Source organism: Dysgonomonas sp. 25 (assembly GCF_010501075.1).
Classification (GTDB): Bacteria; Bacteroidota; Bacteroidia; order Bacteroidales; family Dysgonomonadaceae; genus Dysgonomonas.
Map to the genome: position 1 here is coordinate 108,909 of NZ_QVMN01000007.1, position 14,349 is coordinate 123,257.

Here is a 14,349-nt window from a genome sequence, read left to right on the forward strand (position 1 = left end):
CGCATTGGAGGAATTGCATTACCTTTGCGCTTCGTTTAAACAAAAGGATTAAGATGTTAATAGTAGACAGCTTGAAAGTAGAACTGGGTGACCGCATCCTGTTCGATAATATCAGTTATATCATCAACGATAAAGACAAAATTGCACTCGTCGGCAAGAACGGGGCAGGTAAATCGACCATGCTCAAGATTCTGGCGGGTGTCAATACGCATTATAAAGGGACGATTTCCTGTCCCGACGGAACGATAATCGGCTATCTGCCCCAGATAATGAAAGTGGCGGACGAACGCACCGTTCGCGAAGAAGCCTCGCAGGCATTCAATCATATCTTCAAGTTGCAGGAGCGCATCGAGGAGATGAACAAGCAAATCGAAACCCGCACCGATTACGAATCGGACGACTATGCCAAACTGATCGATGACTTTGCGCAGGCGCACGAACGGCTGGCTGCTATCGAGAATGTCAACTTCGACGGGGAAGTCGAAAAAGCATTGCTCGGATTAGGCTTCAAGCGCGGCGACCTCGATCGCCCTACCAATGAATTCAGCGGAGGGTGGCGCATGCGTATCGAACTGGCTAAACTGTTGTTGCAAAACCCTGATGTGTTGCTCTTGGATGAGCCGACTAACCACCTCGACATCGAGTCTATCGGTTGGCTCGAGGATTTCATCAAGACGCAGGCGAAAGCGGTTGTACTCATCTCGCACGACCGTGCTTTTATCGATGCAGTCACTACCCGTACCATCGAATTAACACTTGGCCGTATCTACGATTACAAGGTCAATTATACCAAATACCTCGAACTCCGTCAGGAGCGCCGCCAGCAGCAGATACATGCTTGGGAGGCTCAACAGAAGCAGATACAGGAGATGGAAGAGTTTATCGAACGCTTCCGTGCACAGGCAGCTAAGGCTGTATTGGTGCAGAGCCGTGTGCGCCAGTTGGAGAAGATGGAGCGTGTAGAGATAGACGAAGAAGACAAGTCGCATATCCGTATCCGTTTTCAGCAGGGCGTTCGCCCGGGAAGCTATCCGCTGACGGTGGAGAGTGTGACCAAACGATATGATGACCAGTTGATATTCGAAAATGCCAACCTGATGATTTCCCGCGGCGAGAAAGTCGCTTTGGCAGGACGAAACGGGGAAGGTAAATCCACCTTTGTCAAATGCGTAATGGGCGAAACCCCTTACGAGGGAAATATCATGCTCGGGCACAATGTGCAGATAGGCTATTTTGCTCAGAATCAGGCACAATTGCTGGATGAGGATTTGACCGTATTCGAGACGATTGACCGCGTTGCCGAAGGCGATATCCGTACCCAGATACGCAATATATTAGGTGCTTTCATGTTCAACCGCGACGATTCGGAGAAGAAGGTGCGCGTACTATCGGGAGGAGAGCGTACACGTCTGGCAATGATTAAGTTACTGCTCGAACCCGTGAACTTCCTTATTCTGGATGAGCCGACCAACCACCTCGATCTCCGCACCAAAGAGATATTGAAGCAGGCTATCCTTGACTATGACGGAACGGTTATCCTTGTTTCGCACGACCGCGACTTCTTAGACGGCTTGGTGACTAAAGTCTATGAGGTTGGCGATAAGCGCGTTACCGAACATATCGGTGGCATCAAAGAATTCTTAGCCAAGAAAAAGGCTGAAGCTCAATTGACTTTGTAATAGCTGCGCAGGATGGCAGCATACCATTTGGCGGGCAGGTATCGTTTGACGTAGATAGACAATACCTGTTCGAATTTTCCCACCGGCACACGGAACGGCGGATTTTTGCGCCGGATAACTTTTTCTATCACCTTAGCCAGCCGGGTAGGAGAGCTTCCGTTAGTTTCCTCCTTTACGATGATTTCCAATGCCCTTTTGGCCGTTTCGGCATAATCGGCTTCGTTCAACGTCGCTTCCGATATTATCCTGTTCGCCGTGAAGCCTGTATTGAAGTCGCCCGGCTCGATGAGTGTTACCTTTACCCCGAAGCGGTGAAGTTCGAGCGAAAGCGCCTCGCTATACCCTTCGACAGCGAATTTGGATGCCGAGTAGAACCCTTGAAACGGTAATCCCATCACTCCACCTACCGAGCTGATATTGATTATCTTACCCGAACGCTGACGGCGCATATAAGGGAGAACAGCCGAACAAACATTCACCACGCCATGAAAATTTGTTTCCATCTGTTGGCGGATTTCGGCTTCGGTGGCCAATTCCAAAGCCCCCAGAATACCCATGCCCGCATTGTTTATCACTGCGTCTATCTTGCCTTGCTCCGCTATAATATGCTGAATACCCGCATCGATAGAGGCAGGCGAAGTCACATCCATTTGCAGGAACGTGAAATGGGGAATCTCCGATTGCAATGCCTTCCGGCTTGTTCCGTAGACGCAATACCCCTTTGCTGCAAGGTATTCGGCGCAAGCCTTTCCAATGCCCGACGATGCTCCTGTGATGAGTATGACTTGTTTCATAGATTGCGATATTAGCTTCACACAAAGATAGAATAAAAAGTAAGATTAAAAAATCCCCCAAAAAGCCACAAATGTGTCGCTTTTTTGTCACCCTCGTGTTACTTTTGTACACTTCATATTATACTCACTGTAAGCATGTTAAACAAAAAAGGTAGACAAAAAGTATATATACCCTGTGCATTTTTTATTGTAGTTACTTTTTTATTACTTAACCACCAAGAACACAAAGTTTTTTAAGAACGCTTTCCCAAAAAAGTAACATATCTCTACTTTTTTTCAGTGTTTTTTATCAAGTTACTTTTTCTCAGTGTCACTCAGCGATTCCTCTGTGAAACTCAGTGTTACTTTTTCTTCCTCACGCTATCGGAAAGAGATGCCTCACTACGTTTCGGCATGACAGTAAAAAGCAACACATCTCTACTTCTTTCGGGCATTTTTTTTCGAGTTACTTTTTCTCTTGTAACTTGTAACTGCCCGAAGGGCGGAGTAACTCGTAACTAATCATTGATAAACTCTTTCACATAAATAACACTTCTTTTAGTACATTATTAGCTTATTTTTATAGATTTGTAATAGAAACAAAAATCTACGCCTTATGAGACGGATTTTATTCTTGCTGCTGCTTTCTCTGTCCTCATTCTCCCTCTATGCACAGGAAGAGACCCCGAAAGATAGCATACATGTGACAGGTACAGGCGAAAAGCCGCTGATGCAAGGCACTATCGGCAACGAAGGACAATCGCTGTCGAAAGGCGAGATTATGTATAATACCTGTTTCACGGACGATACCAATACAATCGAACTGGAACTTCCACCCTTATTCTATTACGCGGGTCCCCAATTGGAAGACCGTGAAACGCGCCATCCGATGGCAAACGATTATACTCACGCGGGGGCTGTCAATATTGGCTGGAGCCGGCATATATCAGGTGGTTCGATGCAACGGACTTATATGGGTAGCGGGCGGATGCAAACGGCAACCATCAACTATAGCCGCCTCATCGACGACCAGTGGACGGCATCGGCCGGACTTACCATCAACAAGCAAACTTTAGACCGCATCGGGGCGAATACGTCGCTCTATTCCGAAGCTGTTCTTTCGGGCGAAATAGGTTATCAGATCAACGACCGCATGAATCTCTCGCTCTCGGGAGACTATTCGATATACCGCACAGGCAGAAGCGATGGCACGAGCCCGGGTAGCCTCATGGGCAATTATTTCCCCGAAGATCCGGGAGTTTTCTCTTATGGCTTCCGCCCCGTTTACTGGACGGAACTGCAATTCGGCTATCAGGTCACCGACTGGCTCTATGTCGCTCCGGGTATGTATTCGTCCCGCCATGAGTTTTATAACAATCATTTCAATGATTACGGCTTCAACGGAATGGTCGGTTTGAGAGTTCACGAGCGGGTTAAATTCAACCTTTACGGCAAAAAATCCTTACGCGGAACCAATTACAGTTTTGGGCCGAGAGGATTGCATCCGCAGGACATGTATGGTGGAGGTATCGAGCTGAAAATCAATGAAAATTTCAGTGTCGAATCGGGGATAATCCGCGAGATTAACCCATGGAATGGTAAATGGGAGACGAAACCGTACGTCAGGCCTGTATTTCACATCAAATAGTTATTGCGCCACTTTTCCCGATTTTGCAAGTAAACTCACTTACTTGCCGCTTTTTTGTGCCGATATGAAGGAATCGTATAACATATTTTAATATGTACACTTACTTAAATTAAACTAAATATTCAATAATTTATTTATCTTTGCAGCTATTCATAACTCGTTATATTTATGGAGGATAAAAGATTCATTCCTTTACTGAGAAACAGTATTCGTAACAATTGGAACTTGCCTGCACTTTCTGATTATAATGACGAACCCTTCTATTATTACAAAGATGTAGCCCGCGAAATAGTAAAGTTGCACATGCTCTTTGATGCGATGAATCTGCAAAAAGGCGACCGGGTGGCAATCTGTGGACGCAACTCCTCACATTGGGCAATTACATTCTTTGCCACAATGACTTACGGTGCAATACCTACCTCTATCCTGCACGATTTCAGTGGCGAAAATATTCAAAATATAGTCAATCATAGCGAAGCGCGTATATTGGTGGCGGCAGAACAGGTATGGACGAAAGTCGATCCGATGATGATGCCTGCCGTCGAAACAATCCTCTTGATGGAAGACTTTTCCATCCAAAAAGCTAATTCGGCGGAACTGATTCAAATCCGCTCGGAATGGAAGACTATCCTGAACGAGAAATATCCGCAGGGATTAACAGCTGATGATGTCTACTTCCACGAAGAGAAAGCCGACGATTTGGTTGTACTCAACTATACATCCGGCACGACCAGTACACCGAAGGGAGTTATGCTGCCATCGCGCAGCCTTTGGTCGAATATACAGCTCACCTTCGACCGCATGCCGTTTATCAAACCCGGAGACAGCATTGTATCGATGCTCCCGATGGCGCACATGTATGGGCTGACGGTGGAAATATTGATGGGCTTCTCGATGGGATGCCATGTCCATTTTCTACCGCGCATACCTTCTCCGCAAGTGATATTGGAGGCATTTGCCAAATACAACCCAATAGTAGCTATATCGGTTCCGTTGATAATCGAAAAAATCGTACAAAGCAAGGTATTCCCCGAATTGAAGAAGCAGCCGGCTAAATTCTTATTGTCGATGTCTTTTACCCGTAAAAGAGTGTTGAAGAAGATAAAAGAAAAGCTCCTGCCGTTGTTCGGTACCAATCTGAATCAGGTCATAATCGGAGGCGCGGCCTTGAACAAAGAAGTAGGGCGCTTTCTGACGGAGATAGGATTCCCTTACACCGTGGGGTATGGCATGACCGAATGTGGCCCGCTGATAACATTTATTTCGTGGGAGAAATTCAAGCCCGAATCATGCGGACAGATAGTGGATAGGATGGAGGCGAAAGTGGATTCGCCCGATCCGGAGAATGTAGAGGGAGAACTCATCGTCCGCGGAGACAATACAATGCTCGGATATTTCAAGAACCAAGAACAGACCGACGCTATTATGACCGAAGACGGATGGCTTCATACGGGCGATTTGGTAACGATGGATAAGGACAATTTCGTCTTTATCAAAGGACGGTGCAAGTCGGTGATACTCGGGCCTTCGGGGCAGAACATCTATCCCGAGGAGATAGAAGACCTGCTGAATAATTCGCCTTATGTTGCCGAGGCTTTGATTATCGAGGAGAACAGGAAATTGATAGCGCTGATTTATCCCGATAAGGAATATCTGGAAAAGCAGAATACAAAAGAAAAGAACATTCATTCGGTATTTGCTTCCGAGATAAAATCGGTTAACAAACGCCTCCCCGATTTCAGCCGGATAGCTAATTTCCGCTTGCAGAAAGAGGAGTTCGAGAAAACACCGAAACGGAGTATCAAACGTTTCCTTTATCAGCGGTAAGAAATATAACAAGAATACAAATTTTACAAACACCTAAATAATATTATTATGAAACATTTAATTATTGCGCTTACTGCTATCTTTGCATTGGCGTCGTGTTCGAGCCAGAGTGAAGAAGATAAAGGAGTTATCAAATACGCGAAAGAAGCGGGATTTACGATCAATGGTAACGATGTGAAAAAGTCTGATCCTGCTATTTTGTTTTGCTATGCGAATCACTTATTCGAAGAAGGGAAACAAGACGAAGCTGTCTTCTGGTACTATGTGGCACAATACCGTTATCGATTCATGTCGAGTTGCTCGGAGCATCTCAAAGCAGGTTCGCTGACCGAAGCACAGGGCAAAAAAATATTGGTAAAAACAGGTGTTTACACCGAGGATAGAATAGGCAGCCTGCATCTGATTGGCGGAATATACCGGATAGAGCTGTATGAAACGATACAGGCTATGCTCGGGCGAAAGATTAACGGCTATGCTTATGGCGATCTGGAACAGCTGAAAGCGACTATCGATCGCATGCTGAAATATCAGGAGGAAAACCCTTTCAATCCGATGGGGATGACTCCGCAACCTTTGCTGAAAAGTGAAGAGGTGCAGGCAGAGAAGCTGACGAAGATAAAAGAGAGCTATGCCGAGCAAAAAGAAAAGATGGACGAAAAAGCGGATTACATCAGGGAAACCCGCCTCGAAAACGGATTGGAAAACAGAAACTAACTATAAATAATTATTGTAACAAAAAATGGCAGACGACAAGAAAATCATTTTTTCGATGGTAGGTGTGAGCAAAACCTATCCACCACAAAAACAAGTGCTCAAAAACATTTACCTGTCATTCTTCTACGGGGCTAAAATCGGTATTATCGGTTTGAATGGTTCGGGTAAGTCTTCGCTCCTGAAGATTATTGCCGGAATAGATAAGGAATATCAGGGAGACGTAGTTTCGGATAAAACTTTTTCCGTTGGCTACTTAGAACAAGATCCGAAGCTCGATCCGACCAAAACGGTAAAAGAGATCGTGCAGGAAGGCGTGCAGCCGATTATCGACATTTTGAAAGAATATGAAGAAATAAACGAGAAATTCGGTCTGCCCGAGAATTATGAAGATCCCGACAAAATGGATGCTCTCATGGCTCGTCAGGCCGAATTGCAAGATAAGATAGACGCTACTGATGCGTGGAATCTGGATAACAAGCTCGAACGTGCAATGGATGCTTTGCGTTGTCCGCCGGAAGATCAGTTGACCGAAAACCTCTCGGGGGGAGAAGCCCGTCGCGTGGCGCTTTGCCGCTTGCTATTGCAAGAGCCGGACGTATTGCTGCTGGATGAGCCTACCAACCACCTCGACGCGGAATCTATCGACTGGCTGGAACAGCATTTGCAGCAATATAAGGGTACGGTTATCTGTATCACGCACGACCGTTACTTCCTCGACCATGTGGCGGGATGGATTCTCGAATTAGACCGTGGCGAGGGTATTCCTTGGCAAGGAAACTACACTTCATGGCTCGAACAGAAGACTAAGCGCATGGAGCAGGAAGAAAAGCAGGCCAGCAAACGCCGTAAAACACTCGAACGCGAACTGGATTGGGTGCGTATGGCTCCCAAAGCCCGCCATGCTAAGGGTAAAGCCCGTTTGAACGATTACGAGAAATTGCTGAATGCCGACCAGAAAGAGAAGGAGGAGAAACTCGAAATATTTATACCGAACGGCCCTCGCCTTGGTAATAAGGTGATTGAGGCGCATGGCGTCAGTAAAGCTTTCGGTGATAAATTATTATTCGATAACCTCGAATTTATGTTGCCGCCTTCGGGTATTGTCGGTATCATCGGGCCGAATGGTGCGGGTAAGACGACGCTTTTCCGCCTGATACAAGGCCTTGAGAATGCCGATAAAGGAACATTCGAAGTGGGAGAGACGGTAAAGATAGGATATGTAGACCAATCACATACGGCTATCGACCCGAACAAAACAGTTTATCAGGTTGTTTCGGAGGGTAGTGACTTCATTCGCGTCGGAGGACGGGAAATTAACTCGAGAGCTTATTTGTCCCGCTTCAATTTCACCGGAGCCGATCAAGAAAAACTCTGCGGCGTGCTCTCGGGTGGAGAGCGCAACCGTCTGCATCTGGCATTGACACTGAAATCGGAAGCGAACGTATTGCTGCTGGATGAACCTACCAATGACATCGATGTGAATACATTGCGAGCCTTGGAGGAAGGTTTGGAGGGCTTTGCCGGATGTGCCGTCGTTATTTCGCACGACCGCTGGTTTCTCGATCGTATTTGTACGCACATTCTTGCTTTCGAAGGGAATTCGGAAGTCTTTTTCTTCGAGGGTAGTTACAGTGAGTATGAGGAGAATAAGAAGATGCGTATGGGTAATGTCGAGCCGAAACGTATTCGCTATCGTAGCCTGACGAATTGAAAAAAATGATGAATATAGCGTCGAAGTAAAAAAATATAGTTACTTTTGATGCTTGAAATATAGGGATTGGTGCGCGTGTAAACGCACTAATTCCTTTTTTAGACTAAGTGATGTATAATGAATAAAAGCATTGGATATAACAGTTTGCTGAAAAGTACCTGTGCACTTTTATTGTTATTACTTTTTATAACAACAAACGCCTTTTCACAAAACACAACTACTATCAAAGGAGTTGTCAAAGACTCTGTCACGCAGGAATTACTACCCTATGTGACTATCAAGTTTGCCGGTACGACTATTGGGGACTACTCCGGCGAGGATGGAACTTTCCGCATCAGTAATAATCAGAATAAAACGGAAGTTATTGTATCCTTTCTGGGGTATAAGAGTGCCAAGTTTACGATACCGGCAGGTAAAACGACTACGAAGGAAGTGTTGCTCGTAACGGAGGATAAAACACTGAATGAGGTAGTTATCCGTCCTACTAAAGAAAAATATTCCAAGAAGAACAATCCGGCTGTCGAATTGATACAAAATGTAATCAAGTATAAAAAGAAGAACGGATTTCAGGCCGAAGAATATTATCAATGTAAAGAATATGAGCGTATTCTGTTTGCACTGAACGAATTTAAGCCGGATAAAGCCCAGTTCAAGAAGTTTAAGTTCCTGCCGAATTATATGGTAACGTCGGAAATCGATAACAAGCCGATTTTGCCTTTCTCGGTGCGCGAAACAATCAGCGACTACTATTACCGGAAAGATCCGAAAACCGAAAGGCGTATCGTTCAGGCATACGATCAGGCTGGTATCGATAAGGCAATGGAGCTGGAAGGGTTGGATGTTGTTATTAATGAGGTGTTTAAGGATGTAAATGTGTATGATAATTCCATTACTTTGCTGTTTCAGGAATTTGTCAGCCCGTTGAGTGAGCATCGTGCGGTCAGCTTCTTCAAATGGTATATTACGGATACGGTGACGGTAGACGATAAAAAATATACGCGTCTGGACTTTGTTCCCTTCAATACGCGCGATATCGGCTTCATCGGGAATATGCTTGTCACCACAGACAGCACGTATGCAGTGAAGAAAGTGACATTGCGGGTACCTACCAAATCGAATATCAACTTTGTGGACGAAATGGTGGTACAGCAGGATTTTCAGAAGGCAGAGGATGGAAAATGGATTCCCGAGAAACAGCAGATGTCCATTGACCTCTCGCTATATCAGCAGATAAAAATATATGTCGATAAGACCAGGGAATTCAGCGATTTTGTCTATAACGAGCCGCAGGATTCTATCTATTCCATAAAAGCTCCCATTACTTTTGTCGAGGATTTCAACGATAAGGACAAAACGTTCTGGGACGAGAACCGTCCGGCGGATCAGCACGTAGACTACCGTATGGACGAGTTGATGGATGAACTTACGAATATCGGCTTTTTGAAATTCTTTATCAATTTCGGGAAATTTATGGGTAGCGGAGGATATATCCGCACCAACAAAGATCCGGAGAAGAACAAAGTCGATTTGGGAACGGCTTTCACGGCATACAGTTACAATTCGGTCGAAGGAAACCGTTTGCGTCTCACAGCCCGTACAACACCTAATTTCAATAAGCATCTTTTCCTGTATGGATATGCCGCTTATGGAACGAAGGACGGACGCCCTAAATACTATGGTGAGGCTACGTGGTCGTTCAAAGAGCAGAAAAAGAATAAAGATGAGTTCCCCAAGAATAATCTGGTTGTGGGCTACAAATATGATATGAATAGTCTCGGTCAGCGTTTTACGCAGAACGAACGCGACAATATATTCGGTTCGATAAGTTCGACAAAGAACGAGAAATTTACCTATAATCGTCAAACACTTGTATCATGGGAGCGGGAGTTCTATAATGGTTTCTCTTTCGCGCTGAAAGGGCAGACTTTCGACGAACGCCCTGCCGGAAAGCTGAAATTTGAGCGGTTGGATGATTTGAATAACATCATTCCCGAGAATAGTATCCGCACCACTGAGGCGACATTGTCGCTGCGGTATGCTCCAAATGAGAAATTCTATCAGCATCACCGTACCCGCTACGATGTACCTTCGCCGGGTTATTCTGTGATTCTATCGCATACTAACGGTCTGAAAGGTGTTCTGGGTGGACAATACGATTACTACAAGTCATCGCTGATGTTCGAAGGACGCCTGTGGGTAGCGCAGTTCGGTAAGATAACCACTAATATACAAGCCGAAAAAGTATGGGGCGAAGTACCTTTCCCGCTTTTGTTGTCGCCCAATGCCAATAGCTCGTATTTGCTTCAAAAAGGAGACTTTTATCTGGTCGAACCGCTTGAATTCCTTCACGATAAGCAAATTACGTGGGATGTGGAATGGCAGATGGGAGGATATATCTTCAATCGCATACCTTTGATTAACAGGCTCAAATTGAGAGAGGTGTTTGGTCTTAGAGGGGCATGGGGAGATCTCGACGAAAGAAATGATCCGACCAAGAATCACGATTTACTGATATTCCCGAATGCAGCCTTTAAAGCTGATAATAAGCCTTATATGGAATATACTGTCGGGGTGGAGAATATTTTGAGTTTCATCCGGATTGATTATGTCCGTAGGATTAACTACCGCAATCATCCCGATATAAATAAGAGTGGGGTACGTTTTTCGCTTAAATTTACATTCTAAAAGAGAATGTAATTCGAGGAAATATTTTATCTTTGTATCCGATTGGGGAATTAGCTCATCTGGCTAGAGCGCAACGCTGGCAGTGTTGAGGTGATCGGTTCGAGTCCGATATTCTCCACAAATTGAATCCTCAGACAGAAATGTTTGGGGATTTTTATTTTTGTTTTGAAACAGAAAAAAAGCATTATGATAGAAATGTTGAAGGACAAAAAAAGTATAAAAATATCTAATATAGACACTTTTAGAAAAATTGAACTTCCAATTGAACCCGAATTAATAGAAACACTGTTTATTACAGGTTCTTTTATAGATGATTTCTCTTTCTTAGAAAGAATGAGAGAAATAAAAAAACTTGTATTCTTAGCCTGCAAAAGTGATATTTGGGAGGAACTTAAAGGAAATATATCAATAAAAATTTTACGATTACATAATATAAAACGAGGTAAATTTTATTTAAATAATATTGATTTTATAAATACATTCCCTTCTTTAGAATATTTATACATCAACATGTTGGGTATAACAGAATTTCCTGATATCGTAAAGCTTGAAAGGTTACATACAATTTGTAGCTCAAACAGAAACCTGGTGGACTTTTCAACTTTGGAATATGTCCCAAATCTACAAACATTTATTGGTTGGGCTGCAGTTGACAAACATCGAACTCCTGCAGAAGCTTTTATTCCAATACTTAAGAATACTAAATTGAAGGCTTTTAATTACTCTCAAATGTTTAATGTTGAAAAGAAAAAATTAAAGAAATATGTAGATTTGTATTGTCCTAATATTTTATACCCCATGTCTACTTTCGAAGGAATTGTTGTAGATAACAGAAAAGTCATGGACATTATAAAGTTATTTTTCTAATTATAAAAATTTATAAAGCTAACAATATTCTACCAATCCTCACAAAAAGAGTTCGAGCCTTTGGTGCTGTGCTCCACAGAATTTAGAATCCTCAGGCAGAAATGCTTGGGGATTTTATTTTTTTCTTCTGCTACTTATTTTGGCTCTCTTTATGCCTTTCTTCTTAGCCCATAAATTCAAATCAGAGTTTTTATCTTTATACTGTTCCTCCAATTCTTGTTTTGTTAACCTTCTAAAATTCTTTATTGTTATGTGAATGCTTCTTGACATATAGAATGATAATTATATACTTTCTATAAAGCTAACAATTTTCTCCCAATCCTCACAAAAAGAGTTCGAGCCTTTGGTGCTGTGCTCCACGAATTGAATCCTCAGACAGAAATGTTTTGGGGGGGGTATTTTTATTCAGAAGATTCGGGGTATTCGGAGAAATAAACGTCCATTCCAATATCTCCCATTATTTTCATAGATTCAGAACTTAATACCGCTCCTCCTCCCGTAGCATCTTTTCTTATATCGAAACCAATATCAGCAACATATGAACCTTTTGGCAATATAACTCCTTTTGTTTGAAGCCATTTTTCTAATGAATCAATCTGATTTGGTAAATCCCAAATATCTTCACATAAATAATCAATACGTTCAAAATTGTCAATGTAAATATTTATTGGCATAGTTATTAGTTAATATTTTCCATAAAGCTAACAATTTTCACCCAATCCTCCCACAAACAGAGTTCGAGCCTTTGCTGCTGTGCTCCATGAATTGAATCTTCAGACAGAAATGTTTGGGGATTTTATCTTATAATTGTACCATAATAACCAAAATCATGGCTTAAAATATTTCCTGTTACAGCATCAATTATACAATATTCAGTTTCTCCAGTATCTTTTCCCATTTCATTCTTATACTGTGTCAATATATTAGTAATAGTATATACATATACATTAAAATGATTGTTAAATTTTAGCTCCGGCTCTAATACTTTTATTCCTTTTTTATTCAATATTTTTTTTGCTTTGTCTAATATTAATGTAGGACTAATAAAATTTGAAGATTTTCCTTCAAGTAAGAAATCAGGTATAAATTTATAATCAAGAGCTTCTGTTAGTTCTAACTTAGAGTTGAGTTTTACCCACATACCTCCCCTTATCCCATCAATATGAGAATATTTAAATGAATATAAAACCCATATTTCATTAATTGCGCCTTTTATTGCTTTTTTCTTCAAGAATTTACTTGTATGATTCTTCACATCAGTATAATAAGAACCTTCTGATATATCGAAATATTGAAATAAAGAATCTCCTACAGTTTTTCTTACTATATCATTAGATACACTTATAATATCTTCTACCATAATTTTTTGTGCAGATAGAATTGAAGGTATAAGCAAGAAAATGCAAATAACTACTTTTACATTTTTCATATAATTTATTTTTGTTCCATAAAGCTAACAATTTCCTCTCAATCCCCACAAAAAGACCTTGACGTTTTAGTGGCAAAAATCCTCCTTTTCAATTTTAATAGCCTGAGGGATTGAGCTTTTTCTATGCTCAATCAACTTCCATATTTCACGGTTGCTGCTAAAAACAGTTATGCCTGTTCCTTTTTTAATAGTAATATTCGAAATCGTATCTTTTGGCATATCCTTGTAATGGGTAGCGATAGTACATTGCAATAAACTGTCGGTTTGTTCAGTTTTGTATTGATACTTGTTGCAAAGGAAAAAATGTATGTCTGAAGCACCAATTTCGTTGGAAAAATACCGAAAACTGATATCTAAAGAATCACTTCCCCCTTTGACAAGCAGGTTTATTCTGTCATTGCATCCACCGCATTTACTATTGGCCGGATAATTATTCATATGGTGGGCTACATAAGAATGAATAACATATTCTCTATATCCGCTATCATTCCCCAAAATGATAGTATCCCCCTCCTGATAAGGTATCCATTCCGTATAGGTAGTGTTGAAAGGTGGGCATTTGATCATTGTCTTACACGATATGAAGCAAAATGAAACTAAAAGGACAAACAGATATAATTTATTTCTCATATTATGCAATTATTTTATTTTGATTGGATATCTTCCCAAAGATAGTAGAAATCTGTATTCTTAGCCCTTTCGGGCGAATAAATGAACCAAGTTTTTGATACATTGTTATAACCATATAGATTATATTAGCGATGAAACTATATTCGGTACTTTCCTATATAAGCCTTGCCCTATTTGCTTCCAGCATTATCCTCTGGTACATATCGGGCAATTACATGAAAGAGCGGAAACCTGCTCTATCGCGGAAGGTGACCTATATAGGCGGGTTTATGTTCTCTTTCGCTATTTTTGGCGGTCTGGTAGCCTTGATTCTTTGGGCTACTGCCGGATAGAATAAAAGAAGCGGCACGATCGCTCGCACCACTTCCCTCAAATTAATTAATCTA

The 14,349-nt window shown here is 42.2% G+C and carries 12 protein-coding genes and 1 tRNA gene; 9 read left to right on the forward strand and 4 right to left on the reverse strand.

Annotated elements, in window-relative coordinates; genetic code table 11:
• Positions 1-53: 53 nt before the first annotated feature.
• A complete protein-coding gene (locus tag D0T66_RS11745) occupies positions 54-1,679 on the forward strand; it encodes an ABC-F family ATP-binding cassette domain-containing protein (protein WP_163357492.1) in 1,626 nt (541 codons plus the stop codon).
• Here D0T66_RS11745 and D0T66_RS11750 read toward each other — a convergent pair.
• Positions 1,664-2,473 carry an SDR family oxidoreductase gene (locus D0T66_RS11750; RefSeq protein ID WP_163357493.1) on the reverse strand — a complete coding sequence of 270 codons (810 nt, stop codon included), beginning with the start codon at positions 2,471-2,473 and terminating at the stop codon, positions 1,664-1,666. The two genes, D0T66_RS11745 and D0T66_RS11750, sit on opposite strands and share 16 nt — an antisense overlap.
• Before the next feature lie 595 nt (positions 2,474-3,068).
• Between D0T66_RS11750 and D0T66_RS11755 the strand changes: the two genes are divergently transcribed.
• The 7 genes from D0T66_RS11755 (at position 3,069) to D0T66_RS11785 (ending at position 11,904) form a co-directional block, all read left to right on the forward strand.
• Positions 3,069-4,100 (forward strand): hypothetical protein, encoded by a 1,032-nt coding sequence (locus D0T66_RS11755; protein ID WP_163357494.1) that lies wholly within the window; start codon positions 3,069-3,071, stop codon positions 4,098-4,100.
• A 168-nt stretch (positions 4,101-4,268) separates the two neighbouring features.
• Positions 4,269-5,927, forward strand: coding sequence for an AMP-binding protein (locus D0T66_RS11760; RefSeq protein WP_163357495.1), 1,659 nt, complete (start codon positions 4,269-4,271; stop codon positions 5,925-5,927).
• 48 nt (positions 5,928-5,975) lie between these two features.
• A complete protein-coding gene (locus D0T66_RS11765; RefSeq protein ID WP_163357496.1) occupies positions 5,976-6,641 on the forward strand; it encodes a hypothetical protein in 666 nt (221 codons plus the stop codon).
• A gap of 25 nt (positions 6,642-6,666) precedes the next feature.
• The gene (ettA, locus tag D0T66_RS11770; protein WP_163357497.1) at positions 6,667-8,352 is read left to right on the forward strand and encodes an energy-dependent translational throttle protein EttA; all 1,686 of its coding nucleotides are present in this window, start codon (positions 6,667-6,669) and stop codon (positions 8,350-8,352) included.
• Positions 8,353-8,469: 117 nt separating this feature from the next.
• The gene (locus tag D0T66_RS11775; RefSeq protein ID WP_163357498.1) at positions 8,470-11,037 is read left to right on the forward strand and encodes a DUF5686 and carboxypeptidase-like regulatory domain-containing protein; all 2,568 of its coding nucleotides are present in this window, start codon (positions 8,470-8,472) and stop codon (positions 11,035-11,037) included.
• 44 nt (positions 11,038-11,081) lie between these two features.
• Positions 11,082-11,155, forward strand: a tRNA-Ala gene (locus tag D0T66_RS11780).
• A 68-nt stretch (positions 11,156-11,223) separates the two neighbouring features.
• Positions 11,224-11,904 (forward strand): hypothetical protein, encoded by a 681-nt coding sequence (locus D0T66_RS11785; RefSeq protein ID WP_163357499.1) that lies wholly within the window; start codon positions 11,224-11,226, stop codon positions 11,902-11,904.
• A gap of 401 nt (positions 11,905-12,305) precedes the next feature.
• Here D0T66_RS11785 and D0T66_RS11790 read toward each other — a convergent pair whose 3' ends face one another.
• The 3 genes from D0T66_RS11790 to D0T66_RS11800 all read right to left on the reverse strand — a co-directional run bounded on the left by D0T66_RS11790 (position 12,306) and on the right by D0T66_RS11800 (position 13,963).
• Positions 12,306-12,578 carry a hypothetical protein gene (locus D0T66_RS11790; protein WP_163357500.1) on the reverse strand — a complete coding sequence of 91 codons (273 nt, stop codon included), beginning with the start codon at positions 12,576-12,578 and terminating at the stop codon, positions 12,306-12,308.
• 122 nt (positions 12,579-12,700) lie between these two features.
• Complete coding sequence (locus D0T66_RS11795) at positions 12,701-13,333, reverse strand: hypothetical protein (RefSeq protein ID WP_163357501.1); 633 nt, start codon at positions 13,331-13,333, stop codon at positions 12,701-12,703.
• A 66-nt stretch (positions 13,334-13,399) separates the two neighbouring features.
• Entirely contained in the window at positions 13,400-13,963 is a 564-nt protein-coding gene (locus D0T66_RS11800; RefSeq protein WP_163357502.1) for a hypothetical protein, read from the reverse strand.
• Between the two features lie 131 nt (positions 13,964-14,094).
• Between D0T66_RS11800 and D0T66_RS11805 the strand changes: the two genes are divergently transcribed.
• The gene (locus D0T66_RS11805; RefSeq protein ID WP_163357503.1) at positions 14,095-14,295 is read left to right on the forward strand and encodes a hypothetical protein; all 201 of its coding nucleotides are present in this window, start codon (positions 14,095-14,097) and stop codon (positions 14,293-14,295) included.
• The last annotated feature ends 54 nt before the right edge of the window (positions 14,296-14,349 follow it).

What these genes read in the sequence shown, in the direction of transcription:
- ettA (WP_163357497.1), top strand. Translation starts at nt 6,667, where the DNA reads ATGGCAGACGACAAGAAAATCATTTTTTCGATGGTAGGTGTGAGCAAA.
- D0T66_RS11750 (WP_163357493.1), bottom strand. Translation starts at nt 2,473, where the DNA reads ATGAAACAAGTCATACTCATCACAGGAGCATCGTCGGGCATTGGAAAG.
- D0T66_RS11765 (WP_163357496.1), top strand. Translation starts at nt 5,976, where the DNA reads ATGAAACATTTAATTATTGCGCTTACTGCTATCTTTGCATTGGCGTCG.
- D0T66_RS11805 (WP_163357503.1), top strand. Translation starts at nt 14,095, where the DNA reads ATGAAACTATATTCGGTACTTTCCTATATAAGCCTTGCCCTATTTGCT.
- D0T66_RS11745 (WP_163357492.1), top strand. Translation starts at nt 54, where the DNA reads ATGTTAATAGTAGACAGCTTGAAAGTAGAACTGGGTGACCGCATCCTG.
- D0T66_RS11760 (WP_163357495.1), top strand. Translation starts at nt 4,269, where the DNA reads ATGGAGGATAAAAGATTCATTCCTTTACTGAGAAACAGTATTCGTAAC.
- D0T66_RS11800 (WP_163357502.1), bottom strand. Translation starts at nt 13,963, where the DNA reads ATGAGAAATAAATTATATCTGTTTGTCCTTTTAGTTTCATTTTGCTTC.
- D0T66_RS11795 (WP_163357501.1), bottom strand. Translation starts at nt 13,333, where the DNA reads ATGAAAAATGTAAAAGTAGTTATTTGCATTTTCTTGCTTATACCTTCA.
- D0T66_RS11755 (WP_163357494.1), top strand. Translation starts at nt 3,069, where the DNA reads ATGAGACGGATTTTATTCTTGCTGCTGCTTTCTCTGTCCTCATTCTCC.
- D0T66_RS11785 (WP_163357499.1), top strand. Translation starts at nt 11,224, where the DNA reads ATGATAGAAATGTTGAAGGACAAAAAAAGTATAAAAATATCTAATATA.
- D0T66_RS11790 (WP_163357500.1), bottom strand. Translation starts at nt 12,578, where the DNA reads ATGCCAATAAATATTTACATTGACAATTTTGAACGTATTGATTATTTA.
- D0T66_RS11775 (WP_163357498.1), top strand. Translation starts at nt 8,470, where the DNA reads ATGAATAAAAGCATTGGATATAACAGTTTGCTGAAAAGTACCTGTGCA.